The organism is Natrinema sp. CBA1119, assembly GCF_002572525.1.
Taxonomy (GTDB): domain Archaea; phylum Halobacteriota; class Halobacteria; order Halobacteriales; family Natrialbaceae; genus Natrinema.
Genome location: NZ_PDBS01000001.1, coordinates 2,574,604 through 2,600,843, shown reverse-complemented (window position 1 = coordinate 2,600,843; position 26,240 = coordinate 2,574,604). Strand labels below are relative to the sequence as shown.

The 26,240-nt window shown below is 62.1% G+C and carries 26 protein-coding genes; 17 read left to right on the top strand and 9 right to left on the bottom strand.

Going from position 1 to position 26,240, the window contains the following annotated elements; genetic code table 11:
* Positions 1-282 precede the first annotated feature (282 nt).
* Complete coding sequence (locus CP556_RS12865) at positions 283-1,392, top strand: agmatinase family protein (RefSeq protein WP_098725992.1); 1,110 nt, start codon at positions 283-285, stop codon at positions 1,390-1,392.
* Between the two features lie 11 nt (positions 1,393-1,403).
* On the opposite strand, the gene CP556_RS12860 is transcribed toward CP556_RS12865, so the two are convergent.
* Together CP556_RS12860 and CP556_RS12855 are read right to left on the bottom strand one after the other, a co-directional pair.
* A complete protein-coding gene (locus CP556_RS12860) occupies positions 1,404-2,942 on the bottom strand; it encodes an amidase family protein (protein ID WP_098725991.1) in 1,539 nt (512 codons plus the stop codon).
* Complete coding sequence (locus tag CP556_RS12855; protein WP_176548186.1) at positions 2,939-3,643, bottom strand: cysteine hydrolase family protein; 705 nt, start codon at positions 3,641-3,643, stop codon at positions 2,939-2,941. Before CP556_RS12855 ends, CP556_RS12860 begins: the two co-directional genes overlap by 4 nt.
* Before the next feature lie 257 nt (positions 3,644-3,900).
* Between CP556_RS12855 and CP556_RS12850 the strand changes: the two genes are divergently transcribed.
* The 6 genes from CP556_RS12850 to CP556_RS12825 all read left to right on the top strand — a co-directional run bounded on the left by CP556_RS12850 (position 3,901) and on the right by CP556_RS12825 (position 9,511).
* Positions 3,901-5,022: an ABC transporter substrate-binding protein gene (locus CP556_RS12850; RefSeq protein WP_141551721.1), complete on the top strand. Its 1,122-nt coding sequence runs from the start codon at positions 3,901-3,903 to the stop codon at positions 5,020-5,022.
* On the top strand, positions 5,015-6,082 hold the full coding sequence (locus CP556_RS12845) for an ABC transporter ATP-binding protein (RefSeq protein ID WP_098725988.1): 1,068 nt from the start codon (positions 5,015-5,017) through the stop codon (positions 6,080-6,082). The genes CP556_RS12850 and CP556_RS12845 overlap by 8 nt, the downstream gene beginning before the upstream one ends.
* Entirely contained in the window at positions 6,082-6,996 is a 915-nt protein-coding gene (locus CP556_RS12840) for an ABC transporter permease (RefSeq protein ID WP_098725987.1), read from the top strand. The genes CP556_RS12845 and CP556_RS12840 overlap by 1 nt, the downstream gene beginning before the upstream one ends.
* On the top strand, positions 6,993-7,799 hold the full coding sequence (locus tag CP556_RS12835; protein WP_098725986.1) for an ABC transporter permease: 807 nt from the start codon (positions 6,993-6,995) through the stop codon (positions 7,797-7,799). Before CP556_RS12840 ends, CP556_RS12835 begins: the two co-directional genes overlap by 4 nt.
* A gap of 63 nt (positions 7,800-7,862) precedes the next feature.
* Positions 7,863-8,846: an agmatinase family protein gene (locus CP556_RS12830; RefSeq protein WP_098725985.1), complete on the top strand. Its 984-nt coding sequence runs from the start codon at positions 7,863-7,865 to the stop codon at positions 8,844-8,846.
* A complete protein-coding gene (locus CP556_RS12825) occupies positions 8,846-9,511 on the top strand; it encodes an MBL fold metallo-hydrolase (RefSeq protein ID WP_098725984.1) in 666 nt (221 codons plus the stop codon). The genes CP556_RS12830 and CP556_RS12825 overlap by 1 nt, the downstream gene beginning before the upstream one ends.
* Positions 9,512-9,514: 3 nt before the next feature.
* On the opposite strand, the gene CP556_RS12820 is transcribed toward CP556_RS12825, so the two are convergent.
* On the bottom strand, positions 9,515-10,198 hold the full coding sequence (locus CP556_RS12820) for a cysteine hydrolase family protein (protein ID WP_098725983.1): 684 nt from the start codon (positions 10,196-10,198) through the stop codon (positions 9,515-9,517).
* A gap of 705 nt (positions 10,199-10,903) precedes the next feature.
* On the opposite strand from CP556_RS12820, the gene CP556_RS12815 reads away from it, so the two are divergent.
* The 3 genes from CP556_RS12815 (at position 10,904) to CP556_RS12805 (ending at position 12,970) form a co-directional block, all read left to right on the top strand.
* On the top strand, positions 10,904-11,767 hold the full coding sequence (locus CP556_RS12815) for a cytochrome P450 (protein ID WP_176548185.1): 864 nt from the start codon (positions 10,904-10,906) through the stop codon (positions 11,765-11,767).
* An 8-nt stretch (positions 11,768-11,775) separates the two neighbouring features.
* A complete protein-coding gene (locus CP556_RS12810; RefSeq protein ID WP_098725981.1) occupies positions 11,776-12,084 on the top strand; it encodes a putative quinol monooxygenase in 309 nt (102 codons plus the stop codon).
* A 196-nt stretch (positions 12,085-12,280) separates the two neighbouring features.
* On the top strand, positions 12,281-12,970 hold the full coding sequence (locus CP556_RS12805; RefSeq protein WP_098725980.1) for an HAD-IIB family hydrolase: 690 nt from the start codon (positions 12,281-12,283) through the stop codon (positions 12,968-12,970).
* 13 nt (positions 12,971-12,983) lie between these two features.
* Here the strand turns inward: CP556_RS12805 and CP556_RS12800 are convergent, their stop codons facing one another.
* A complete protein-coding gene (locus CP556_RS12800) occupies positions 12,984-13,985 on the bottom strand; it encodes a hypothetical protein (protein ID WP_098725979.1) in 1,002 nt (333 codons plus the stop codon).
* A gap of 164 nt (positions 13,986-14,149) precedes the next feature.
* Positions 14,150-14,512 carry a hypothetical protein gene (locus CP556_RS12795; protein ID WP_098725978.1) on the bottom strand — a complete coding sequence of 121 codons (363 nt, stop codon included), beginning with the start codon at positions 14,510-14,512 and terminating at the stop codon, positions 14,150-14,152.
* A gap of 307 nt (positions 14,513-14,819) precedes the next feature.
* On the opposite strand from CP556_RS12795, the gene CP556_RS12790 reads away from it, so the two are divergent.
* Together CP556_RS12790 and CP556_RS12785 are read left to right on the top strand one after the other, a co-directional pair.
* Positions 14,820-15,815, top strand: a complete 996-nt coding sequence (locus CP556_RS12790; RefSeq protein WP_098725977.1) for a phosphate signaling complex PhoU family protein — start codon at positions 14,820-14,822, stop codon at positions 15,813-15,815.
* Positions 15,816-15,966: 151 nt separating this feature from the next.
* Positions 15,967-17,364, top strand: a complete 1,398-nt coding sequence (locus tag CP556_RS12785; protein ID WP_098725976.1) for an arylsulfotransferase family protein — start codon at positions 15,967-15,969, stop codon at positions 17,362-17,364.
* A gap of 72 nt (positions 17,365-17,436) precedes the next feature.
* Here the strand turns inward: CP556_RS12785 and CP556_RS12780 are convergent, their stop codons facing one another.
* Complete coding sequence (locus CP556_RS12780; protein WP_098725975.1) at positions 17,437-17,775, bottom strand: hypothetical protein; 339 nt, start codon at positions 17,773-17,775, stop codon at positions 17,437-17,439.
* 218 nt (positions 17,776-17,993) lie between these two features.
* Here CP556_RS12780 and CP556_RS12770 point away from each other — a divergent pair, with 218 nt between their 5' ends.
* From CP556_RS12770 to CP556_RS12755, 4 genes are all read left to right on the top strand, one after another.
* Positions 17,994-19,268, top strand: a complete 1,275-nt coding sequence (locus tag CP556_RS12770) for a Single-stranded DNA binding protein (protein WP_098725973.1) — start codon at positions 17,994-17,996, stop codon at positions 19,266-19,268.
* Positions 19,265-21,103 (top strand): hypothetical protein, encoded by a 1,839-nt coding sequence (locus CP556_RS12765; protein WP_098725972.1) that lies wholly within the window; start codon positions 19,265-19,267, stop codon positions 21,101-21,103. The genes CP556_RS12770 and CP556_RS12765 overlap by 4 nt, the downstream gene beginning before the upstream one ends.
* A 9-nt stretch (positions 21,104-21,112) precedes the next feature.
* The gene (locus tag CP556_RS12760) at positions 21,113-21,952 is read left to right on the top strand and encodes a metallophosphoesterase (protein WP_098725971.1); all 840 of its coding nucleotides are present in this window, start codon (positions 21,113-21,115) and stop codon (positions 21,950-21,952) included.
* A 191-nt stretch (positions 21,953-22,143) separates the two neighbouring features.
* A complete protein-coding gene (locus tag CP556_RS12755) occupies positions 22,144-22,965 on the top strand; it encodes a hypothetical protein (protein WP_098725970.1) in 822 nt (273 codons plus the stop codon).
* A gap of 134 nt (positions 22,966-23,099) precedes the next feature.
* On the opposite strand, the gene CP556_RS12750 is transcribed toward CP556_RS12755, so the two are convergent.
* Positions 23,100-23,414, bottom strand: a complete 315-nt coding sequence (locus CP556_RS12750) for a hypothetical protein (RefSeq protein ID WP_098725969.1) — start codon at positions 23,412-23,414, stop codon at positions 23,100-23,102.
* A gap of 168 nt (positions 23,415-23,582) precedes the next feature.
* On the opposite strand from CP556_RS12750, the gene CP556_RS12745 reads away from it, so the two are divergent.
* The gene (locus CP556_RS12745; protein WP_098725968.1) at positions 23,583-23,816 is read left to right on the top strand and encodes a MarR family transcriptional regulator; all 234 of its coding nucleotides are present in this window, start codon (positions 23,583-23,585) and stop codon (positions 23,814-23,816) included.
* 123 nt (positions 23,817-23,939) lie between these two features.
* Here the strand turns inward: CP556_RS12745 and glnA are convergent, their stop codons facing one another.
* Positions 23,940-25,292: a type I glutamate--ammonia ligase gene (glnA, locus tag CP556_RS12740; protein WP_098725967.1), complete on the bottom strand. Its 1,353-nt coding sequence runs from the start codon at positions 25,290-25,292 to the stop codon at positions 23,940-23,942.
* A 418-nt stretch (positions 25,293-25,710) separates the two neighbouring features.
* Positions 25,711-26,061 carry a DUF8106 domain-containing protein gene (locus tag CP556_RS12735; protein WP_098725966.1) on the bottom strand — a complete coding sequence of 117 codons (351 nt, stop codon included), beginning with the start codon at positions 26,059-26,061 and terminating at the stop codon, positions 25,711-25,713.
* Between the last annotated feature and the right edge of the window lie 179 nt (positions 26,062-26,240).

Genomic DNA, 26,240 nt, shown 5'->3' with positions numbered 1-26,240 from the left:
TTCTCCCGTTGGGGGTAATAGCCCGGACTCGCTCACCGCCGACCTAGATCGCTCCGCGAGAGACGAGCGTTTAGAGTGCCCTTTGCTACATGTTGTGCTCGTACCTGGGTTCGGGCCTTAAGGTGTATTATGACACTCGAATTGTTCGAGCGTGCACACACTCATGCGAATAGTTGGAACATATCTCAAGAAAGTCTTTAGTACAATCTGATATTGGTACTTGATGGGCAAGGAAGAGTCCGAATGCACTCTAAATTGCGCTGGAAGAAGACAAACTAACACATGACTGACGAACGATCTGGCGAAGATATCTACGGCGACGAGTACAAGGAAGCAAACGAACCCATCTTCAGCGGCATCCCGACGTTCCTCAAGCTCCCCGAGGTCGAACGGGACCAGCTAGCGGAAGAGGACGTCGACATCGGTATCATCGGTGCCCCCCTCGATACGGCCACGACGATTCGTCCCGGAACTCGCTACGGCCCGCGTGCTGTTCGCGCGGCCTCGACAGTCCCATCACCGCCGTACGAGCATTTCAATATCGAGACCGGCATCGATCCGTTCGATACGTTCAAGGTCGCAGATACCGGCGATGCTCCCGTCTCTCCCGGCGATACGCGACAGAGTCAACTGAACATCGAGGACGCCGTCGCGGAAGTGAGCGAACAGGCCACGCCGATCGTCATCGGCGGTGACCACTCCATCTCTTACCCCGATATCAAGGGCTGGGCGGAAGCCAACGGCTACGAAGACATCGGCCTCATTCACTTCGACTGTCACGCCGATACCGGCGATGACGGGCTAACCGGCTTCAAGTACGACCACGGCGCGTGGGTCAAACGCGTCTTCGACGACGAGCTAATGGCCGGCGAGAACTACACACTCATCGGTCCGCGTGGCTTCTGGCCCGGTCCCGACACGTACGAAGATATGCGCGAGGCGGACATGAAGTGGTACACCGCGATGGAAGTCGGGCAGATGAACCTCGATGAGATCGTGGCCGATGCGGTCCAGCGTGCCACGGATGGAACCGACGCAGTGTGGGTTTCGTTCGACGTGGACGTGATGGAACCAGCCTACGCACCGGGCACCGGCGAACCTGAACCGGGCGGACTCATCCCCCGCGAAGCCATTTACATGGTTCGTGAAGTCGTAAAGGCGCTCGAGCCGTCCGAGTTCGGCTTCGACGTGGTCGAGGTTTCGCCGGCGTACGACGTGAGTGATTCGAACTCCTACAATGGTGGAATCACCAGTGGCTTCGCTAACCGTCTCATCATCGAAGTGATGGGGAGCATGGCTCTCGCAGAGAAGGGGCTAGAGGAAGGATCACCGATAAAACCGAAGGAACCGCTGGGCCCGAGCAAGGAGGTTGAGACGCAAGCGGACGACTGAACGTCTACTTTTTAAGAGAGAGCAACAGATCCGTCGAAATCGGCTTCGACTGCAGCGGCGAGTTGGAACAGGGTCGACTCGTCGAATCGGCGGCCGACGAGTTGGAGACCGACCGGCAACCCGTCGACCACTCCACACGGTACCGACATGGCAGGATGGCCGGTCTGGTTAAATACACCGGTGTTAACAGGGATCGTTGATAGTCGTTCGACCCGCTTGACGCGGTCGGCGTCAGGATCGTGTTCGACTGCCGTCGTCGGCGATGTTGGAAGGGCGAGAGCGTCGCACCGGGTGAGTTTCTCGTCGTACTCCCGGCTGAGTGCGAGTACGCGGTTCTTGGCGCGGGCATACCCGCTCCACCCCGTTGTCTTCCAGCACTGACGGGCGAAAAGTAGCGACGCGACGACTGCGGGTGAGAGCGCTCCAGGGAAGTCGTCGAGAGCTCCTTCGAAGGCCACACGGCCATCCGTCCAGTGCCACCCGGGCGTTGTCGTTCCGACACCTCCCTGCCGGTAGGTGATAGCTGCCCCGATCGCAGCCGTAACGCCTACGAGCGACGGTGCGAGTCGATGATCAGGAACGGAGACAGAGACGACTTCGACGCCAGACTTTTCGAGCCGATCGATCGCCTTCCGGATCGTTTCGTCGACTGGAGGCTCCGATTGGGGCCAGTCGAACCCCTCTTTCAAGACGCCAACAGTTTTCTCCGTCACGTCGCGATTTGATGCCGCAACGTAGTTGTCTGGCGTGACACTCCTCGGTTGGCGTGGGTCGAGCCGACAGCCGTTTTGTCGATCCTCGCCCGCGATTACATTGAGAACCCGCCCGGCATCCCGGACCGTTTGCGAGATAACGCCGACGTGATCGAAACCAAAATCCATCCCGAAGATTCCGGTGTACGGGACCAGTCCATAGGTGGGTTTGCAGCCGACGACGCCACACCAAGCGGCCGGAGTACGGACCGATCCCGCTTGGTCAGTCCCGATAGCGGCGACACAGTCACCGGCCGCGACAGCGGCGGCGGAACCGCTGCTCGACCCTCCCGCGAGCATATCGTCATTGGAGGGATTCACCGTCGGACCGTAGTCCTGGAGTTCGCCTGCGTCACCCATCGCGAACGCGTCCATGTTGGTCTTGCCGAGTACCGTCGCCCCTGCATCGAGGAGGCGGCCGACGACTGTCGCGTCGATCTCCGGTTCGAACCGTTCTAATGCCTGTGAGCCGGAGGTACACGGGATATCCGCAACGGCAACGTTGTCCTTGATGCCGAGCGTATACCCGTCGAGTGGCCCTCCAGACGTACCGTCGATTCGGCACCGACGTAGCCAGGCGTTGTACGGGTCGCGGTCGGCTCCCGGTTGCGTGGCTCCGTCACGGCCGCCGTGCCGGTCAGGCGATCCGTGAAGCGTTTCGAAACGCGGCGGCGACATCGACTCGACGGCCGACAACGCCGACTCCATTTCCTCGACTAGCGTCCGATAGTCCTCCCGTTCCGCGGCAGTGAGGTCGATCCCCCACTCCGCAGCGATGTCTGAGAGGGTCGATATCACGTCTCACTCCCCGGGGTGACCGGTCCGGTGTCCGGGTACACCCGTCCCGTCTCTTTGACGCGTCGGACCACCGAGTTCCCCTCGTATGCGTCGAACGATTCTGTGACGGCCTCGAGCGAACGGACCCCCCGCGGCTGGAGGTACCGGATACATCGGAGGCCGAGTTCGTGGAGTTCGTCGCTCGGTGCACCCGTTCCTTCTTCGACGACGCGGAAGGCGTAGTCGCGCTCGTGTGCGCCGTGAGCCGTGTAGTGGACGCAGATATTCGTCATGAACCCGACGAGTACGACGGTGTCGACGTCGTACGTTGCGAGTAGATGCTCGAGGTCCGTCCGGTGAAAGAAATTGTACCGTCGTTTGGCGATGACGTACTCGGCGGGTTCCATATCGTCCTCGTCTACCGCCAGTCGGTCGTCTAGATGTTCTGCAGCGGTCCCATACAGTCCGTGTTCGGGTTCACTGGACTCGAACTCCGCCCCGTAGTCGGCGAAGTCGGGCCGGTGGAGTTCTTTCCCCCAGACGATGGGGACGTCGGCAGCTCGGGCGTGTGAAACGACCTCGTTGATTCGTTCGAGGATCGCTTCGCGTCCGCCTGGGACGGAACCCGATCCGGAGTGCATCTGGTCCGATCGATCGGAACTTCCCTGTTGGGCATCGATTACGATCAGTGCCGGAGTTCCACCGACCGGTGAGTTGGTCATTGGTAACATGATATGTATCAACTTCATCTCGAGAACGTCCGCTTGAACCTTCCCCTAGGCCAGTAGGGGAGTAATAGAGGAATCCGTTGATACGAGCGTACCTAGTACTCGTACGAATGTATATTAGGTACACATGTACCCTCCGACGACACCTACCTACTGGAACCGATAAGAGATATCACCCGCATATATGGAGAAACCTTTTCAATATCTTCTGTTTGTCTGATTATGTCGCAACAAAGCTTGCGCACTACACAATGATACGAGAAAAAGATAAGTCAATATCGAAGCGGAGAAGAGATTTTGTTAAATACGCAGGCACTGCTGGTGCGGCAGGGCTCACCGGTCTGAGCGGGTGTGTCTCGATGTTCGCCGGTTCGGACGGGACGACCCTGACGGTCTCGAGTTTCGGCGGCGCGTTCAAGGAAATACTCGACGAGCAGTTGTTCGGCCCGTTCGAAGACGAGACTGATATCACGGTACAATCACAGGCCCAGGGAGGGACGTCCGAAGTACTCCCCCGAATCAGGAGCGCAGTCGAGAACGGTAATGCGCCGGTGGACCTGCTGATTATGACCGTGCCCGGTGTCTTGCGAGGACTCAACTCGGATCTCTGGGCGACGTTCGACGAGTCGTCCTTCGAGAACCTCGAGTACATCTCCGACGATCTCAACGAGTACGACGACGAGGACAATCTCGTCGGAGTCGGCTCTCAGGGCTGGCTCATCAATCTCGTCCACAACTCCGAGGCAACCGACGCTTCACCGAGTTCTTGGGAGGCACTTTGGGATTCTTCGTACGAGGACCAGATGGCGATGATGACGCCGGCCGTCACCGGATACATGCTCGATATCACGGCACACGTCCACTTCGACGGCGCCGAGTCGCTCCAAACTGAAGATGGAATTCGCGAGGTCTTCGGAAAGCTCCAAGAAGTGAAATCACAGGCGAACATGTGGTACACCAACGAAGCGAACTTCCAGTCGCGACTGGCGGACGGCGAAGTTCCGATGGGGATGTTGTACAATGATATCACGCTGGTGTTACAGGATCAGGGTGCTCCCGTCGAGAGTACGTTCGTCGACGAAGGGTCCGTGCTCGGTAGTGGACGCTGGGTGTCACCACGGACCTCGGAAAACCACGATGCGGTCACACAGTTCATCGATTACGCTTCAAAACCGGAGGTCCAGGACCGGGTCTCCGAGAATCTGTACACGGTCCCGACGATAGAGGCACAACACTCGAACCTGGACGACGAGACGTACCAGAAAATTGCCGGACCCGGACTGGAGGCGGCCATCACGCCGAACTTCGAGATGTACGTCGATCGCCAGCAGTTCATCAACCAACAGTGGAACGAACTCATAATCAATGAGTGACATCGTTCTCGAAGGTGTCGATAAAGTGTATCCCGGCGGCGTCGAGGCAGTTACGGGGGCGTCATTGGTCGTCAAGGACGGAGAGTTTGTGACGATCGTCGGTCCATCGGGCTGTGGCAAGACGACGACGCTACGGATGATTGCAGGTTTCGAGCATCCCACCCACGGGAGGGTCGGCATCGGCGGTGACGGCATGACCGACGTCCCACCCGACGAGCGCAATACCGGCATGGTGTTTCAGGACTTCGCCCTGTTTCCCCACATGACCGTCGGTGAGAACATCGCGTACGGGTTGACCATCGGAGGCGGCTGGGACGAAGCGGACGCGCAGAACCGCGTCGAGGAAATGCTCGAGCTCGTGGAGCTGCCGGGGTTTGCCGACCGCGACCCCGAACAGCTCTCGGGCGGCCAGCAACAGCGCGTCGCCCTCGCTCGCGCGCTCGCCCCGGAGCCAGAAGTGTTGTTACTGGACGAACCACTCGCGAGTCTCGACAAGAAACTCCGCGAGAGCATGCAGGTCGAACTGCGTCGCATCCAGGAACGCGTCGGGATCACGACTGTATTGGTAACCCACAATCAGAAAGAGGCGCTGACGATGTCGGACCGAATCGCGGTGATGAACGACGGCCAATTCGATCAGGTTGGAACGCCTCAGGAAGTATACAATCGGCCGGAAACGCGGTTTGTCGCCGATTTCGTCGGAACTGCAAACATCTTCGACGGGACCGTCGTCGATCAGTCTCCCGAGAAACTCACCGTCGACTGTGGCGCGTTCGAAATCCTGGCGACACCACACGACGGCGTCACCGTCGGTGAGACGGTTAGCGTCGTTGTTCGTCCCGAACATACCCGTGTAGAGACGACTACCGAAGCTTCGAATGTCATCGAGGGCAACGTGGAAGTGAGCCGGTTCTTAGGCGACCACGTGGAGTGCCATATCTCGCTCCCCACCGGAACCGAGGCAGTCGGCATAGTCACGCCGGACGGCCCGTCGCCGACGACCGGTAGTCAGGTCACCGTCGGGATCGACGCCGAGGACTGTCTGGTGGTGACTGATTGATGTCTCACGGGACCGATACCCCGGAAGCAACGGGTTGGACCGGGAGGGTACCGCAGACGAAGTATCTCGTCGCTTCGTACCCGGCTACGGTACTCGTGTTGCTATTTCTGGTCCCCTTCTGCCTGTTGTTCGTATACAGCTTCTATACGAACGTTAGCGGCGGCTACCTCGAGCGGACGCTGACGCTGGCGAACTACCTGCGGTTGGGACGGGAGCCGCTGTACCTGGATCGGCTCGTCTTCACGCTCCGAATCGCAGCGATGACGACTATCGTTTCGTTGCTACTCGGATATCCACTCGCGTATCGATTGGCCAGAACGCGTCGCTCGCGGGTTCGACGGACCGTGCTGACCATCATCGTCTCGAGCTTATGGCTCACGTTCATCATTCGGGGCTACGCATGGGCGGTGATGCTGAGCAGTGACGGGGTGATTCCCGTTGCCGCCGCCGGTGTGGGCCTGTTAGACGAACCCGTCTCGTTTGTCCCGGGCTATTGGGCTCTCGTCGTTAGCATGGTGTACGTGTTTTTACCGTTCATGGTGTTGACACTGTACACGAGTATCAAGAACGTCGATACTGAGTTACTTGAAGCATCGAAGAATCTCGGTGCCGGTCCGGTCACGACGTTCCGTCATGTGACGCTCCCCTTGACGAAAAGCGGCATCGTCAGCGGATCGTTGCTGGTGTTCGTCCTTTCGCTGGGCGTGTACGTCCTTCCGCGCATTCTCGGTAGCCCACCGCAGTGGACGTTGGCCGTCGTCATCGGCAATCAGGTGACCATCGAATCGAACGTCCCGTTCGCAGCGGCACTGAGCATCGTCCTGATGCTCGTCGTCGTCCTCCTAGTCCTGGTAACCGTCCGACTCACCGGCGTCGGGACGTTCGAACTCGGCAACGGAGGTGGCGATGCGTGACAGCAAATCGCTGGACTAGCCGCGACGCGATCATCAAAGCGCTACTCGGCGCGTACACGTGGCTGGTAGTCGGGTTCATCCTGCTTCCCCTGATCGTTATCGGCGTCATGTCGTTTACGCCGGGCGAGTTCATGGAGTTCCCACCACAAGGAGTGTCACTCCGGTGGTACGGGGAATTCTTCAGTTCGCTCACGTGGCTCACGGCGATGCAGAACAGTCTGCTCATCGCTACGATCTCAGCTCTCGGTGCAACGTCGATCGGTGGGACCGCAGCGTTCGCGCTTGATCGATACGACTACCGATTCGATTGGGCGTTTACCGGCGTAGCAGTGCTACCGACCCTCCTACCGCCGGTGATCGTCGGCGTAGCGTTTGTCATCTTCTTCGGGGCCATTGGAGTCGGCGGACAGCTGTGGACGCTCGCGGTCGCCCACAGCATCTTTTTCGCCCCGTTCCCGTTCATCCTCGTTTCCCAAGGCCTCGACGATGTCGACCGGACCTACGAGGAAGCGGCTCGCGATCTCGGTTCGCAACCGCTCACCGTGATCCGAACGGTGACGCTCCCCTTGCTACGGGCGAACGTCTTTGCGGGAGCGATCTTCGCGTTCATCCTCTCGCTCAACGAGTACATCATCAGCTGGCTGATTTCCGGGTTCTCGTTCCAGACGATCCCGATCCAGATTTTCACCAGTCTCCGGTACACCTACTCACCGGTCATCGCGGCCGTGAGTCTGATATTCATCGTGGCGACGTTCGTCCTCATGACCGCCGTCGATCGCATGACAGGAGGGGTATGGGACTGAGTGAGCGATTCTCGCACAGTGACGTATCGAACAGCAACCAACCAACTAACACAGTATCCACCAATGACGAACGACATCACTAAACCGACGAATCGACTTCCAGAACTCTCCTACGCCGGTATCGACACCTTCCTCGGTGCCGAGACGGCCGAACCAGAGGGGCTCACCCCCGATATCGACGTTGGGTTCGTTGGCGTTCCCTTCGACGGCTCGGTATCGCGCCGGCCCGGTACTCGGTACGGTCCGAGCGCACTTCGGTCGGCCAGTAGCTGGTACAACCACTTCGGCGGCCAGCCCGACGGAACGCACAACGTCGACACTGATCGCCACGTCAATCACAACGACATCACCATGCGCGACTGCGGTGACGCGCCGACCGTCCCGAACGACGTCGAGCAGACCCGCGATCACGTCGCGGCCTACGTCGAGGCTGTCGCCGAGTCCGCGTTCCCAGTTATCCTCGGCGGTGACCACTACATCACATACCCGTCCTTTGCGGGCGTCGCAAACACCATTGACGGCGATGTGGGGCTGATCCACCTCGACGCACACTCGGACACGATGGACGACGAAGAGATCTACGGACCGCACTGGCACGGCTCTCCGATGGCCCGCATCGACGACCTTCCGAAAGGGGGGTACGAAAACCACGCCATGATCGGGATCCGTAGCTACGAGCGGGCCGACTTCCCTGATATCGTCGCGGATCGCGGCATTCAGGTCGACTATGCTCGCGACGTTCGAGAGAAAGGGATTAGAACCTGTGTCGAGGACGCCATCGAACATGCGACGGACGGCACGGATGCAGTGTACCTCACCGTCGATATCGACGCCGTAGACCCATCGTTCGCGCCGGGGACCGGAACGCCGGAGCCGGGTGGTCTCACCAGCGCTCAACTGCTCACCGCGATGGACCTGTTAGGAGCCTGTTCCGACATTCAGGCGATGGACATGATGGAGGTCGCACCCCGTCTCGACCCGACCGATGCGACCCAGATGCTCGGGGCAATGGCGATCACCCGGTTCGTCGAACGGCAGTTCTGCTGATGACTGACCGATCCGATACGTGCCGACCGGTCACCGAGATCAGCGAAGGCGTCTACGACCTCACGCTCACGCGTGAGCCGGCACGGTACCGGGCGTACCTGTTCGACTGGGACGTCCCAACGTTGGTCGATTGCGGGCCCGCCGAGGCGAGCGACACGCTGCTCGATCGAATCGCCACGTGTGACGTTGCTCCCGAGCGGCTCATCCTCACGCACGCGGATCACGATCACGTCGGCGGATTCGACGCGGTCGTCGATCGCTACGACCCGACAACGTGGGTCCCCGAACAGTCCTGCCTCGAAACGGAACACGATCCCGACCGGCGGTACGGCCACGAGGACCAGCTCGAGCCGTTTACGGCCGTCCACGTTCCCGGTCACACCGATGATAACTACGCGTTGGTCGCACCGGAGCACAACCTGGCGATCATGGGCGACGCACTGATCGGCGCCGACTGGCGGGGCCTTCCAGCGGGGTATTTCGTTCTGGTCGAAGGGGTCTACTCGGACGACCTCCGTGCGGCCGAACGCAACGCCGAGCGCTTCCAGGATTACGCGTTCGATGTCGGACTCGTCTTCCACGGCTCCTCCGTGCTCGAGGACGCCCGCGATAAAGTGGATTCGTACCTCGACTTCCCGAACAAGGGCGACTGGGTGACTGACTGAGACTTACTTTTCGAGATCGACCACGCTTCCGGTCCGTTTGACGCGTTTGACAGTCTCGTTTCCATCGTAGTCAGCAAGCGCATCCGTGACTGACTCGAGCGGCTGCACGCCACTCGGTTGTAGGTAGGTGAGCATCTCCAAGGCAGCGTCATGGAGCGATTGGCTAGTACCGGCTGTACACTCCTCAACGACACGGAATACGTAGTCGCGCTCGTGTGCGCCCTGAGCGGTGTAGTGGACGCAGACGTTGGTCGTGACGCCGGCGAGTACCAGCGTGTCGATATCGAACGTCGAGAGGAGATGGTCGAGATCAGTGTTGTGAAAGCAATTGTAGCGACGTTTTCGCACCAGATACTCCGCTGGGGGAAGGTCCTGTTCGCTGTTGAACGTCGACAGGAACTGCTCCCCCTCGGTACCGGCGAGGGTGTGATCTCGCTCGACGGAGAGTAACTCAGCACCGTAATCCGATCGGTCGTCTCGGTGAGACTCTTTCGTCCAGATGACTGGTAGGTCCGCCCTGCGAGCGGCGGCGACCAACGAACGGATATTCTCGACGACCTCTGCCGTCGAATCGACTGACGAACACGGGCAATACACTGCTCCGTCAGGGTCTAGAAAGTCGTACTGCGGGTCGATGATGAGCAACGCCGGTGTCGTGCCGAGAGGACCGGGCTGAGTTGGTAGCATGACGGTATACACTACGAATAGGTAGTGAAAGGAGGAAGAGGTTCGGGTCTGTGCAAGAATGAGGTGGAATACTCAATGTCTTCCAACACGAAGGTCGAAGAGCCACTGGTGCGATGGTGTACGAATATCAGCAACGCGTTTCCAAGCCGTGAGACAGCGGTCAAGCGGACGAAGTTCTTCGTGCAGTCTCCCGTTTCTGGCTCCGTCCCGCCCTTAAACACAAAGAAGAGACTACTATTGCTTATACGACCACTGAACAGCAAGTACTGTGGGTACAAGATACGAATATGTTGGGAACGCAAATGAGATATTCATATATATTACGGAATAGTTTAGGATAGCCGATTCTTGTTGGCAGATATGACCTCACAATCGTATTCAAACGGGAACGGAGAGTTTCCCGAATCACACCCGGAGCCGTTACGCTCCTCGGAGGCGTTACACGACCCCTTCGAGTGGTACCACAGGAAGCGCCGAACCAGTCCAGTCCACTACGACAGTGATCGGGAAGTGTACGACGTATTCTCGTATGAACATGTCAAATCGGCCTTACAGAACGACGAGCGGTTCGTCCGCAAACCACTCTCTCGACCCCAGATGACGGTTCCGAACCCATTTTCGTACATCGACAACGCGATGGTGTGGTCGGACGGATCGGATCACAGCCAGATGAAACATCAACTGTTCGAATACTTCAGGCCGGATATGCTACACGATCTTCGACACACCATCGAGGATATCGCCCGCTCGCAACTCGACATCGCGCTCGAGGACGGCCCGGAGTTCGACTTCGTAACGGATTTCGCGGTCCCTGTCCCGTTGCGGATCGTTATGCAGTTAGTCGGTATCCCACAGCGTGACCACAAGCAGCTGCTGTCGTGGTTGGAGACATTTCGGGGGGTGATGAACACGGAGTACAGCGCTGTCGAGAGCAAGAATCCGGCCGCGATGGAAGCCACAGTTGACTACTTCGAACGGTTGGTAGATGCTCGGAAAACGGACCCCAAGGACGATCTCATCTCCCGTCTCGTCGTGGAATCCGAATTGAGTGATGCGGAGATCGGCGCGAATTGTTTCGACTTCATCATGGCGGGACAGGGAACGATGTCCGAGTTTCTCTCAAACGCCCTCTCTCTCTTCGACCGTCACGGCCTGTTCGAACAGCTTATCCAGTACGAGATGGAGGTCGTGCTTGAGGAGGTGTTGCGGTACAGGAGTCCGTTGCAATCTCGGGTTCGCGAGACTACCGAATCCGTGACACTACACGGGATGGAGATCCCGGACGGCGAATCCGTCGTCCTCTGGATTGGCGCGGCGAACCGAGACCCGCAAAAGTATGACGATCCCGATACGTTCGTGCCTGACAGAGATCCCGACCATCTAGCGTTCGGCAGCGGGACACACGTCTGTATCGGCGCTCCGCTCGCGCGTCTTGAAGGACCGATAGTACTGCGTACAGTCGTCGACCGTGTCGATGATATTGAGATCCGTCACGACGAAGCGACACCGAAGCCCAAGGCGTCGAAACTCGGTTTTGAACGATTGCCCGTCTCTGTGACTCCGACGTGACTGAAATCATGCTAGTTGCCCACTCCGAAGTTCCGGTGAAACCGGCATCTCGAGAGACTGCGATGGAACTGCTCGAAACGATGGCGGTCAGGTCGCGTGCGGAAGCCGGTGTGATCGACTACCGAGTCACAGTTGACCTCGAGGATCCCAATACGTTCAGGATCATAGAACAGTACGAGGACGAAGCTGCCTTCGAATCACATGAATCGAGCACCCACCTCGACCGGTTTCAGTCAGAGATCACTCCCTGCCTCGCTGAAGAGGCGGAACTCACTCGCTTCACTGTCACGTCAGAGACGGCGTTACCTGGCCCCTGAGGCTTCTGACTGTTGCTATCAACCGTCTGCTTAGCCCAACGTCTTCCACGGAGAAACGGTTCGAAGAAGCGACCGTCGAGCGGACCTGCAGCGCAGACTCCAACCGGATGACCGAAGGTCGTCATTGATTGACCCGTCAGCCTCGAGGCACGCCCGAACCGACTCTTTTAGGGCACACAGCCCTCGAGTGACGCATATGACCGCCGATCCGCCGCTCGTCCTCGACATCGACGGCACCCTGACCCGCCCCGAAGGCTGGGGGATCGATCCCCGCGTCTTCGATCCGCTCCGCGGGTGGGACGCGCCCGTCGTGATCGCGACCGGGAAGGCCTTCCCCTACCCCGTCGCACTCTGTCACTTCGTCGGGATCCCCGAGCTCGTCGTCGCCGAAAACGGCGGCGTCGTCTACACCGGCGATGACGTTTTCTTCACCGCCGATCGCGAGGCCGCTCGAGCCGTCACCGAGGAGTACAGAGCCGCCGGCTACGAGCTCGGCTGGGGCGCGGAAGACACCGTCAACCGCTGGCGGGAGACCGAGATCGCCGTCAATCTCGAGCAGCCGATCGACCCCTTGCGCGAGATCGCCGCGAAACACGGCCTCGAGGTGATCGACACCGGCTACGCCTACCACGTCAAGGACACCGATCCGAACAAGGGCGATGGACTCGAGCGGATCGCCGCCCACGTCGGGATCGACCTCGCGGACTGCGTCGCCATCGGCGACTCGATCAACGACGTCTCGACGTTCGAAGCGGTCGGCCGGAGTTTCGCCGTCGGAAACGCCGACGAACTCGCGAAAGCGGCCGCCGACGAGGTGCTCGACGAGGTGCACGCTGACGGGACGCTCGCGGTGCTCGAGCGGGTACGTGCGGACGGACGGCCCTGATTCGAATCCGTCGCTACTCGCCGTCCTCGAGCACGTCGTCGATCCACTGCTCCGGGACGACTCGTATCTGACTGTCGACCTGCAGGGAATCGGCGGTGACGAACACGATTTCATCGCCGCCGGCGACGGCCATTCCACCGCCCGCGACGGAATCCCAGTGATTCAGGACGGTGTCGGGGATCGTCAGGGTTCGCTCGCCGTCGATTTCGGTGCTGGCGACGTAACGGATTCCGCCAGCGTCCTGAATCGGATCGAATTCCTGTGAGACGAAGACGGCGTCGTCCTCCCGAATCCCCCAGAACGCTTCGGAGCTGAGTGACAGGATGTTCTGATCGAACGCGCGTTGGGGAACCGGGATTTCGTTGCTGTGTTCGTCGAACGCTGCTGCGCCAAGTCGCTCGTACGATTCGCGTTCGCCGCTGTCGGGACTGGCGGATTCGCTCGCGGTCTCCGACTCGCTCTCAGCGGCGGTGGACTCGTTCGCCACGTCCGCGAGTCGGTCCTCATCGGTGCCGGTCTCGACGACGTCCAACTGATCGATCTTACTCGCGTCCACGTCGCTCTCGAGGTCGGGACTCGAGTCCACGTCCTCGATGTCGATGCTGGTCCCGGCGACGCGCCGGGCCTCGTCACCGGTGTGCCGGCCGCCGACGGCGTCTCGGTCCTCGAGGTCGTCGATCTCGGGCGCGGTGCTGACGACGTCCGTCTGATCGATGTCGGCTCGAGTCTCGTCGCGCCTCCCGTCCGCCCGCCGCTGGGCGATCGCGACCGCGACGAGCACGCCACCCAGAACGAGTTGGCCGACGCCGTGCTCGCGCTCGCCCCGGCGGAGCGCTCGGACGCCGCGGAGGAGACTCACGCCGCCGCCGATACCCGCCGGGAGGCCCGATTCGATGCCCCCTCGGACGGACTGGAGCGCCCTCGAGACGGACTCGCGGCTGCGTTTCGATTCGCTGTGCTCGGATTCGGTCGCGGGACTGTCACCGGTTTCGGTGGTGGGATCTCGCTTGCTCATGTTCGAGTTGGCTGTTTCGATCCGTCACAGGCGCCCTCTCGAGTAGTGAGAACGCGGTGCGGCACGGAACGCGTCTGGTCGGTGTGGCTATTTGGTCGCTGGCTGCTGGTGGCTGGTGGCTGATAGCTGATACCCGTCTCGAGACGGGCGAGCCAGTTCCCGGTTCAGCTCTCGGCGCTCGAGTCGCCGTCTCCCGTGTTGTCGGCGAACTCGTCGGTCTCTTCTTCGGCCGACGACTGCACGTCGTCCATGTCAACGGCGGAGCCGACTTCCTCCTCGTTGATCGCCCGCTCGAGGGTCCCCGTATCGGTCACCGCGCTCAGCCCCTTCTCCTCGACCGCGGACTGGATCTCCCCGGCGTCGATCGCCGAGTCGACGTTCCCGCCGTTCGTCGACGATTTCAGCGCTCGGCGAACGATCAGGTAACCCGCGAGCGCCGCGCCGCCGGTCGCGATGGCTCCTGGGATTCCGTAGCGTTTGTAGCCGAACTGAACCGCTTTCTTGCCGATCGTGTAGGCGCCAATCATGAACGAAGATTGCACTGGAACGCGGAAGAGGGCGAGGCTTTCGTAGGGAAGTTGCGATCCTCGAACGAGGCGATTCTCGAACAGGCGGGTCCTCGAACGAGATGATCGATCATTCGGACTGCGACGCGCAGAAAGCGGCTCGAGTAGATCTATATAGATGTCGCTTCTCACAAGTTTCACGACGTTCTACGCGGACGAATTTCGAGTATAATTGCGAGAATACCAGCTGTATCGGGTGTTATTAGTCTTCCAGCGAGCCTCTATAGATGCGCCCATATTTATATTCTAGCGGACTACATCCGGCCACATGGAGACGCGAAAGGTCCAGGTGACGGGCGGATCGACGTACACGGTCTCGCTGCCGAAAACGTGGGCGAACGATAACGACGTCAGCGCCGGCACAACCGTCGAGTTCTATCCCGAAGACAGCGCGCTATTGCTGACGCCCCAGAGCGAAACGGAGCGCCAGGAGGGGACCCTCGACATCTCGAGCATCGAGGGCGAACGACTGACCCGCGCCGTGATGACGATGTACGTCAGCGGCTTCGACATCATCAGACTCGAGGCAGGGCGCATCACGACCGAGCAGCGTCGCGCGATCCGAAGTGCGACCCAGGGGCTGGTCGGCGTCGAAGTCCTCGAGGAGACCACCGACAGCGTGGTCATTCAGGACCTCCTCGATTCCTCGGAGCTGTCGATCGTCAACGCCGTCACGCGGATGCGCCTGATCGCCCAGTCGATGCTCGAGGACGCGGTGACTGCACTGATCGAAAACGACGACGACATCGCTCGCGACGTGATCGAGCGCGACGACGACGTCGACCGGCTCTGGCTCGTCGTCTCGCGGATCTTCCGCGCCACCCTGCGGTCGCCCCGCGCCGCCGAGGAACTCGGCGTCCCGCGCGAGGACTGCTTCGACTTCCACTCGAGCGCCCGCCAGCTCGAGCGCGTCGCCGACCACGCCGCCAAGATCAGCAACATCGCACTCAAGCTCGAGGAGATCCCCGAGCCGGTCGCCGAGGCGCTCGAGGAACTGCATACGGACGCCTCCACCGTCCTCGAGAAGTCGATGGACGCGCTGTTCGCCGACGAAACCGGGGAGGCGAACCGGCTCGGCCACGACGCCCGGGAGGCCGTCCTCGAGATCGACGAGCACACCCGCCAGATCGACGATATGCTCCGGGATCTCGACCCGGTGCAGGCCCAGTCACTGGGGCTGATCGTCGACTCGCTGTCACGGAGCGCCGATTACGGCGGCAACATCGCCGAGACGGCGCTACAGAAAGCTGCACCGCGGCCCTGACACGTTCGATCGGACCGCACCGATCAGCGTCTCACTCGGCCCGATCCGCGGTCGCGTTGCGAACGAGCGGGAAAACTACTACTACCTCTCCCTGAAATCGACGACTGATGGCTCCCCGAGCGGCTCCGTTTCGGGTCGCGGAGGTAATACCGTGACGACCCGCCCGCGTTCGTCGCTCGCTCGAGTCCGATCGGCGCTCACGCGCACCCGAATTCGGGTCGGCCTTGGCGTCGTCGTGCTGCTCTCGACCGCCGTCGTCGCCGCCGCGGCGTCGGGCGGCCTCTCGACGGCGTCGAAAGAAGCCGTCCCGGAGGCACCGCCGACCGAGAATCACACCGTCGTGACCGAATCGGGTCGAGCGGGGACGATTACGGCCTACCAACCTAACGGGGAGGTCCGCTACTACAACAACTCGCGAACGAAGTACTTTGACGTCGATCCGGTCGAGGGCGATCCGCTGACCGTCGAGTACACCGCGACCGACACGATCCACACGGAAGGGGCCAACTGCGGCGATCCGCCGTGCGCCAGGAACGTCATCGAGCGCGTCGACCTCGAGACCGGCGCGGTCGAGGTCGTCTACGAACGCTACGATCACAAGGAGACCGCCGCCGAGTGGCACGACATGGACCGCATCGACGAGCGCCACGTTCTCGTCGCCGACATCGTCGCGGATCAGGTCTTCATCGTCGACACGGAGACCGAGATCGTCGAGTGGCTCTGGGACGCCCAGAGCGAGTTCCCGCTGGAGAGCGGCCACTCGTTCCCGAACGACTGGACGCACATCAACGACGTCGAGTATATCGAGGACGGCCGGATGGAAGGCCGGATCATGGTCAGTGTTCGAAACCAGAATCGGGTCGTCTTCCTCGACCGAGAGGAGGGCCTGCTCGAGAACTGGACCCTCGGCGGCGAGAACGATGCCGACGTTCTGAACGAACAGCACAACCCCGACTTCATCCCCGAGAGTCGAGGCGGACCGGCCGTCCTCGTCGCCGACTCCGAGAACGGCCGGATCAAGGAGTTCCAGCGCGAGGACGGCGAGTGGAACCGAAGCTGGCTGTGGGAAGACGATCGGATCCAGTGGCCCCGCGACGCGGACCGGCTTCCGAACGGGAACACCTTGATCACCGACACCCACGGCAACCGCGTCATCGAGGTCGACGAGTCCGGCGACATCGTCTGGACGGTCGAGTCGACCCTCCCCTACGACGCCGAGCGCCTCGAGACCGGTGCCGAGAGCGAAAGCGGGCAGAGCGCCCGGGAACTCGGCCTCGAGTCTCGGACGGTAACCGAAGACGACGGCGGAACCGACGGCTCCGGGATCGACGCGTTCGCGTTCCTCGGCGGCGTCGTCGAGTCGATCCTCCCCCATCGAGTCTATAACGCGCTCATCTTCGTCGCGCCGGTCTGGGTCGGCGAAACTGCAGCCGCCGCGATCGCCGTCGGACTCCTGTCGGGGCTGACCTGGGCGGGGCTCGAGATCAGATGGAAGCTCCGCGATGCCGGTATCAGGTTCCGCCTCCCCGTCTCCCGCGAACGGGAGTAGCGCGGTCGGTGGCCTCCGTTGCTCCGCGGGTGATACCCGCCTCCGTCCCGTCGGCGAGGGAGAGCGGACCGGTCAAGCGTCCTTCCGTCCGACCGTCAGCGATCGAGTGCGGCTCGAGGGGGAGAACCGCGACCGTACGGCGTGTCCGCCGACGGCGACGAACGAGGTGAGAACCAGGAACGAGCAGAAGTACCACGGCTTGGACTGTATCACTGTGAGACCCCTCGTGGAAGCGGGCACGATACCGAGCGCCAGCAGATAGAACGCGGTGCAAAGCGCGAGCGACGACCGGCGGTAGCCGTGCCAGTAGATGATTCCGATGAGAATACCGGAGAGAAGCCCGAGCTGGCCCGAATGAAGTTCGGGAACGGTGCTAAAAATTGACGAAAGGACGGTCTCGACGGTAGCCATTCGTCTCGTTCTCCAACGGGACCGTTCTATGCTTCGGCCTGCAAATCGACAGCTACTATGACGGGTCCGCCGCGACGCTGCGGGTGGTCCGCCGTGGCGCTACGGGTCCTGATCGGTGCCGAGACACCGACGACTTCGTCGACGTCGACGTCGGTCGATCCGTTCACTTCCACCCTCCTCCGGGAACGCTTTTTACACCCCAACTCCAAAGGCAAGTGATGGAACTCGACGATCATGCCGAGGATCTCGCCTCCGACCTCGGTGTTGACAAAGAGGAGGTCACAGACGACCTGCAGAACTTGGTGGAGTACAGCGTCCCGATCGACGAGGCGAAACAGAGCCTCCGGCGGAAGTACGGCGGCGGCTCCAGCGGCGGTGGCGGCGCGCCGTCGGCGAAGGATATCGCCGAAATCACGACCGACGACGGCAACGTCACCGTCACGGGCGTCGTCCTGACCGCGGGCGAGCGATCGATCCGCTATCAGGGCTCCGATCACGTCATCGTCGAAGGCCGACTGGCCGACGACACCGGCGTCATCGACTACACCGCGTGGGAGGACTTCGGCCTCTCGGCGGGCGACACGATCACCGCGGGCAACGCGGGCGTCCGCGAGTGGGACGGCGAACCCGAACTCAACCTCGGCGAGAGCACCTCGCTGTCCTTCCAGGAGGAGTCCCTCGAGGTGCCCTACGAGAGCGGCGGCGACGCGCAACTGGCCGAGCTGCGGACCGGCGACCGCGCGGTCACCATCGAGGTCAGCGTCCTCGAGTGCGAGCGAAAGACGATCGATGGCCGCGACGGCGAGACGGACATCCTGAGCGGCGTCTTCGGCGACGAGAGCGGGCGGCTCCCCTTCACGAACTGGGATCCGGCCCCCGAAATCGAAGACGGCGGAACGGTCCGCATCGAGAACGCCTACGTACAGGAGTTCCGCGGGGTGCCCGAGGTCAACGTCTCGGAATTCTCTCGAGTCACCGAACTCGACCGCGAGATCGACGTCGGAACCGACACGTCGACGATGGACGTCGGCGACGCCGTCGCCACCGGCGGCATCTACGACGTCGAAGTCGTGGGGAACCTGCTCGCGGTCCGCGACGGCTCCGGGCTCATTCAGCGCTGTCCGGAGTGTTATCGGGTCATCCAGAAGGGACAGTGCCGAACCCACGGCGACGTTGACGGGATCGACGACCTGCGCGTCAAGGCGATCCTCGACGACGGCACCGGGACCGTCACCGTCGTCCTCGACGACGACCTTACCGAGCGAGTCTACGACGGGACCCTCGAAGACGCCCTCGAGCAGGCCCGCGAGGCGATGGACCAGGAGGTCGTGGCGGATCGGATCCGCGAACGCATCGTCGGTCGCGAGTACCGCGTCCGAGGGCACCTCTCGGTCGACGAGTACGGCGCGAATCTCGACGCCGAGACCTTCGAGGAGAGCGACGACGATCCGGCGACCCGTGCGAGTGCCTTCCTCGAGGAGGTGGACGCATGAGCGCGAACGGCGACGGCGACGACGAGATTCCGGGGCGGGAACTCGCCTACCGGCTCTTCGCTGCCGAGTACGACGACGCCTCGTTCTCCTACGCGGAGAGCGACGAGGAACGCGCGCCGAACTACGTGATCACGCCGACCGGCGCGCGACTCAACCGCGTCTTCGCCGTCGGAACGCTGACCGAAGTCACATCGGTCAACGACGAGATGGTTCGGGCCCGCGTCGTCGATCCGACCGGCGCGTTCGTCGTCTACGCCGGCCAGTACCAGCCCGACGAACTGGCCTTCCTCGAGCAGGCCGAACCGCCCGCGTTCGTCGCGGTGACGGGAAAGGCCCGGACCTTCCAGCCCGACGATTCGGATCAGGTCTACACCTCGATCCGACCGGAGACCATCGCGACGGTCGACGCCGACACCCGGGACCGCTGGGTCGTCAGCGCGGCCGAGCAGACCCTCGATCGCATCGGAACCTACGCCGGAGCCGCCGAGTTCAAGGGAAGTGCGGAGCCACGCTCCGCGGATAGCGAGGAACTGACCGACGCGCTGCTCGAGGCCGGCGTCGAATCCGGCCTCGCGGCGGGGATTCCGCTCGCACGGGAGCACTACGGGACGACGCCGTCGTACCTCGCGGCGCTGCGAGCGTGCGCCCTCGAGGCGGTCGAAGTCGTCGCGGGCGAGCGCGATCAGGTGAGCGGACTCGCTCTCGCACCCGACGCGACGAGCCCCGAGTACGACGCGACGTTTGCCTCGCTCGCCGACCTCGACGGCGTCGATACCGACGCGCTCGAGGCACGTTTCGAATCCGAACCCGAAACGGCGGAGCCGGTCGCGGCGACGACCGACGGGAGCGGTACGGCCGCGGCCGACCCCGAAGACACGCATTCCGGCTCCGCGGCCGGAACGGCGACGAGTGAGGGACACGAGAGTACCGACATCGATGCGGATCTCGAGACTGCGGACGCCGCGGTAGAGCCCGATGCCGATGTGGACGATACCGACGAATCCGACGGTTCCGACGAATTGAGCGATGCCGACGAACCGGCCGTCGAGTCGGACGACACTGACGAATCTGACGTCGAGGTCGATACGGGCGAGACGGCAGCCGATACCCTCGAGGCCGAGGACGACGGTGACGAGACGGCACGCAGTGACGAGGCGATGAGCGAGGTCGACGACGAGACTACCGTCGTCGCGGCGTCGGAACCCGACGACAACGATGACCAAGCCGACGACGAACTCGGCGACTTCGACGCCGGCGACGTCGACGACGGCATGTACGAGATGGACGAGTCGGAACGCGAAGAGCTCGAGGAGGAGTTCGGCACGGAGTTCACCGCCGGCTCCGAGGTCGACGAGCCCGGGGAAGCGGGAATCGACGTTCCCGAACCCGAAGACGCCGCGGCCGACGAGCTCGAGGGGGAATCGGAACCGGACGACGCCGAATCCGACGACGGCGACGCGATCACCGGTGGGGAATCCGACGAGTCCGACGACGATATCGGAACACCGCCCGAATCCGGACTCGAAGACGCGGAATCGGACGAAGCCGCCGAGTCAGAACCTGCAGCCGACGTGGAATCCGAACCCGATGGCACCGAACCGGATGACGAGTCGGTCGCGAACGACGAACCGGCCGAAGACGTCGATCTCGAGGCCGCCGTCGTCGAGACGATGAACGACCTCGACGACGGCGACGGTGCCGATCGGACGGAGCTGATCGAGACGGTCGCCGCCGACACAGGGGCGTCCGCCGACGACGTGGAGGACGCCATCCAAGACGCGCTGATGGGCGGCCAGTGTTACGAGCCCGACGACGAGACGCTGAAAGCTATCTGAGCGGCCGCGATGCGAGACGATTCTGACCGGCCTCCGGCCGAGACCCCGTCGCCGCCCGCTCGCGTCGAACCGGTTCCCGGCGAACCGGCCGCGACCGCGGCGATCGAGGGCGAGAGCGCGTTGCTCGTCGCCGACTATCACGCCGGCTACGAGGCCGGCTTGCGCTCCGAGCGCGGCGTCGACGTTCCGAGCCGCGCGCCCGACCGCCGCGAGCGACTGCTGGCGCTGCTCGAGCGAACCGATCCCGATCGGCTGGTCGTCCTCGGCGACCTCATGCACTCGATCGGCGATCCGGGCGGGGCCGAACGCGGCGAACTCGAGGTGCTGTTCGAGTCTTTTTCGGACGATCTCGAGGTCACTGTCGTCAAGGGCAACCACGACGGGAGAATCGAAACCTGGCTCGCGGACGGCAACGATATCGGGGCGACGGTTACCGTGGTCCCCGGCGAGGGAATCGCGCTCGGCGATATCGGCGTCTGTCACGGGCACACGTGGCCCTCCCGAGCGGTCCTCGAGAGCGAGGTGGTCTGTCTGGGTCACGAACACCCCTGCGTGCGACTCGAGGACGAGGTCGGCGGGAGTCGCGTCGAGCGCGCGTGGCTCCGCGGTCGGCTCGATCCCGGCCCGTTTCGCGACCGGCCCGAGTACGAGGAAGTATCGTGGCTCGAGGCTGCGGACGAAACCCCTCCGCGCGCGGTTGTCGTACCGGCGTTCAACGACCTCGTCGGCGGGACGTGGATTAACGTGAGCGGACAGTCGTTTCTCTCGCCGTTTCTTCCGGCGGGGCTGGCTTCGGGGGAGGCGTACCTGCTGGACGGCACGCGACTCGGACCCTACGAGTCGATATAACGAAACGGAGAGGGTTCAGCGGGCAGGAAAGCAGTCCGAGACGTTTCCTCACGGGAGAGATTCGATCGTTTCGCGGATTGCAACGCGACTATCGCCGGAGAGCAACTGTCTGGAGTGCTACTATCTCGAGGGGATCGAACGTAAACGTGTTATTCGGAAGACGTTTCACCCCCGAAATAATAGTCGCGGGCATGCCGTTTCGCCGTCCGTCGGCCACGTTCTTCTCGGTCGCTACCGGCTGGTACGTCGGTCTGTTCGGCCTCGGCGTGACGGGCCTTGCGCTGGGCGTTGGATACGTGACGCCGTGGCCGCTGACTATCGGTGCGTGTGTCGGCCTCCTCGCGGCTGCCGGCAGTTATACCCGCGCCGACCTCGCGACGAGACTCGTCCGGACGTGCCTGCCGCATCTGCTGGCCGGAGTCCCGTTCGTCCTCGTTTTCAGCGGGGCGTTGTCCCCCGTAATCGATATCCCGAAGTACGAAAGCTGGCTGACGACGTGGCTCTCCGAACTGCTCGTGATCACCGTTGCAGGCTTCGTGTTCTATCTCGTTTCGATAAATCGTCACGTCGCAATCCGCTATGAACAGGACTCGGTGGTGGTCGACTGGATCGCGGAGCCGGACGCCCGATATCGTCGACTCGTTCGAGCGGCCAGTGTCGGTGTCGGTTTCGGGTGTCTGGTCCTCGGGTTCGTCGTCGATCCGATCGTCAACCCATTTCCCGGCATTGGCGGTGTATTGCTGGTCCAGGCGTTCTTTTCCGGTCGACGTCGTGAGTACGTGCTCTTCGAAAGCGGACTGTGCATCCACCGACCGGGCACGATCAATTACCAGTTCGTTCCTCGCAAGCAGTTACGGTCGGTCGACCTCACGGACGATCGGCTCGCGATCCGACGCGGATTCCCGTGGCCGTTTCCGATTCGATGTGCCACCGCAACGATCAGACGACCGAGGCAGGTCGCGGACGCACTTACACGGGTACTCACGTCCACGCCGGTTGACGACCGCAACTGACCGTTCGCGAACGTTCACCTGAGCACGGGATCGTTAGTTATCGATACTCCTACGGTTCGAAAAAGGATCGGACTCCGTCGGCTGTCAGTTTGGTCCGATCACGATCGGTTGGACGTTGTAGTTCCCGCTGCCGTCTACCGCCGGACGGTTTCCGATCGGATCTCGTCGCCCTCGCGCCACTGATAGTAGTCGTACTCGGTCCCGGCGATTTCCGTCACCGAGACGGTCGCCCGTTCCGGGACGCCATCGGGGTAGGATTCGGAATCACCCTCGTCCGATGCGGATTCGTCGGCTGGCCCCTCACGGCGCTCCCGCCACGCCGCCACCTCCTTGAGATAGGCGCTCACTTCGCGAAGCGTCGCTGCGTCTCGTTTCGCGAGTTCCGCGAGCGCCTCACGGTCCACGCGGTCCAACTCCGGCGGCGGGGTCGGTCGCTCGTCGACGGTCATGTCTTCCGGTGGGAGGTGGGCGACCGTAAAACGTCGTTGTTCCGTTCGAGACCGTCTTCCGTGTCACGATTTGCGGGGTGATGACGTGGCCTGTATTGAGTCCTAGAATTCCTTAGTACCCATCCACGTGTGGATTTATATACCAGAACGGGATCCGTACTGGTGACAATGGAATCACAGAAACACCGACCGACAGCGCGGATCGATCCGGTTCCCGACGACCTCGAGTCGGCCCAGGCGAAACTCGTGTACATCTATCTCGAAGCGGCCGACGGCGCGACGGTCGAAGAACTGGGAGAGATACTGGCGATGAAGAAGATCGACATTCTGAGCGTGCTGAACTCGCTTTCGAGTGCCGACTACGTCACCCAGACGGGCGCGACGTACGTCGTCGCGAACTGATCGGCGAGTCGCGACGACTGGGACGACGAGATCGGCGCTCGTTCTGCCGGCGTGTCGTCAGAAACTGGAAGGCAGCGTATCGGCGCTCGACGCGCCGAAACACGTCGTTTTCGGGGCGGCTGGTTAGAACGTCTCGAGGTAGCGGTCGAGTTCCCACTCGGAGACGTCGACGAGGTAGTCCTCGAACTCCTGTTCTTTGGCTTCGACGAACTTCGGTCCGACGTGCTCGCCGAGGGCGCTGTAGATGACCTCGTCCTCCTCGAGTGCCTCGACAGCCTCGCCGAGGTTCGTCGGCAGCGTGTCGATGCCGTACTCTTCGCGCTTCTGTTCGTCGAACTCGTAGATGTTCTCCCGGACCGGGTCCGGACAGTCGAGATCCTTTTCCACTCCGTCGAGGCCGGCGTGGATGAGCGCCGCGAGCGCGAGGTACGGGTTACAGGACGGGTCGGGGAAGCGCGCTTCGATGCGCGAAGCCGCCGGGACGCGGGCCGCCGGTTTACGGATCAGCGCCGAGCGGTTGCGATCGGACCAGGCGACGTAGACCGGTGCCTCGTAGCCCGGCACCAGTCGCTTGTAACTGTTCACGGTGGGGTTCGAGACGGCCGTGATCGCCGGCGCGTGCTCGAGGATCCCTGCGATGAAGGAGTGTGCCGTTTCGGAGAGATCGAACTCGTCGTCCTCGTCGTGGAAGGCGTTCTCGCCGTCCTCGAACAGCGAGAGGTGCGTGTGCATGCCCGAGCCGTTGATGCGCGGGATCGGTTTCGGCATGAACGTCGCGTGCAAGTCATGCTGTGCGGCGATGGCGCGGACGACGGTGCGGAAGGTACCGACGTTGTCCGCCGTCGAGAGCGCGTCGTCGTACTCGAAGTTGATCTCGTGTTGGCCCCTGGCGACCTCGTGGTGGCTCGCTTCGATCTCGAAGCCCATGTCCTCAAGGCCGTAGATGATGTCACGTCGAACGTCGCTCGCGAGGTCTTTCGGCGCGAGGTCGAAGTAGCCGCCGTGGTCGCCCGTCTTCGTCGTCGCGCGCCCCTCCTCGTCTTCCTCGAAGAGGAAGAACTCCGGTTCGGGCGCGGCGTTGACCGTGTATCCAAGGTCGTCGGCGCGCTCGAGGGCGTTCTTGAGGACGCGGCGCGGGTCGCCCTCGAAGGGCTCACCGGTCGAGGTGTCGATGACGTCGCAGATCATTCGGGCCGATGCGCCGTCCTCACGGTTTTGCCACGGGAGGATCGCGAACGTGTCGGGATCGGGCTTGAGCCGCATGTCCGATTCCTGAATGCGCACGAATCCCTCGATCGAGGAGCCGTCGAAGTAGATCCCTTCGGTGAACGCCTTCTCGGCCTGCCGGGCGGGCACGGAGACGTTCTTGACGGTCCCCAGAATGTCGGTGAACTGCAGCCGAAGGAAGTCGATGTCTTCCTCCTCGATTTCGTCCAGTACCTCTTCTTCCGAAGCGGTGAGATTTCCGTTCGTCATCTTCTACTCGCGTAAGCCAACGAATCCCACTATTAAAATTCTATTGTTGTGGGCGAATATACGCAAATCCCCTCTCAGATGGACGGTTGTAGTTTATAATATGATATGCTCGGTATGTGGCTGACATCGGCTGAAAAAATACCGGTAGAAATGAATAATCGTGTAGTAGTCGCTCGAGGCGCCGGTTCGTCGGACACTCATCGACCCTCGAGGCGCCGGTTCGTCGGACACTCATCGACCCTCGAGGCGCCGGTTCGTCGGACACTCATCGACCCTCGAGGCGCCGGTTCGTCGGACACTCATCGACCCTCGAGGCGCCGGTTCGTCGGACACTCATCGACCCTCGAGTCGCGTTCCAGGTCTCGTCTCGAGTCACGCCTCGATCGCGTCGAACTCGTCGATCTCGCGGATCGAGTCGCTACGCCGAAGCGGCCTGCACACTTGGGACGTGCCCGGCTCCGGTCAGTATCGTCAGGCTCGAGAGGCCAATCTCGACGGTCGCCCGCCAGACGGTCGCGGAGGTGCGGATCGCTCGCTGCCACGCCGCGATCGAGACGATCGGCGCTCGTTCGCGTGCCGGCTCGGTCGGTCGCGGCCGCTTCGTCAGCGTCGTCTCGCAGTTCGGACAGACGTACGCGACGTACCGGTCGTTCGATTCCAACACCCAGTCGCCGTCGACCGGGCTCGAGTGGTCGCACTCCCAGCAGAACAGCGTCGCTTTCCGTTGCGTCGGCACACCGTCACCGCGGGCGGATGCTGGCTGGGTCATCGGGCGTGGGTACAGGCCCCAGCTATAAAATCACCTTCCGTACTCGATTCACACAATACGATCGATCGGTGAATCTCCGCTGCGACACCGTCACCCGATCCGAGAAATGCGGTGTGTTCACGAGAGTCAGACCGGCGGGACGACCCGACCGTCGACTCGCCCCGCTCCGGCGTCACGGA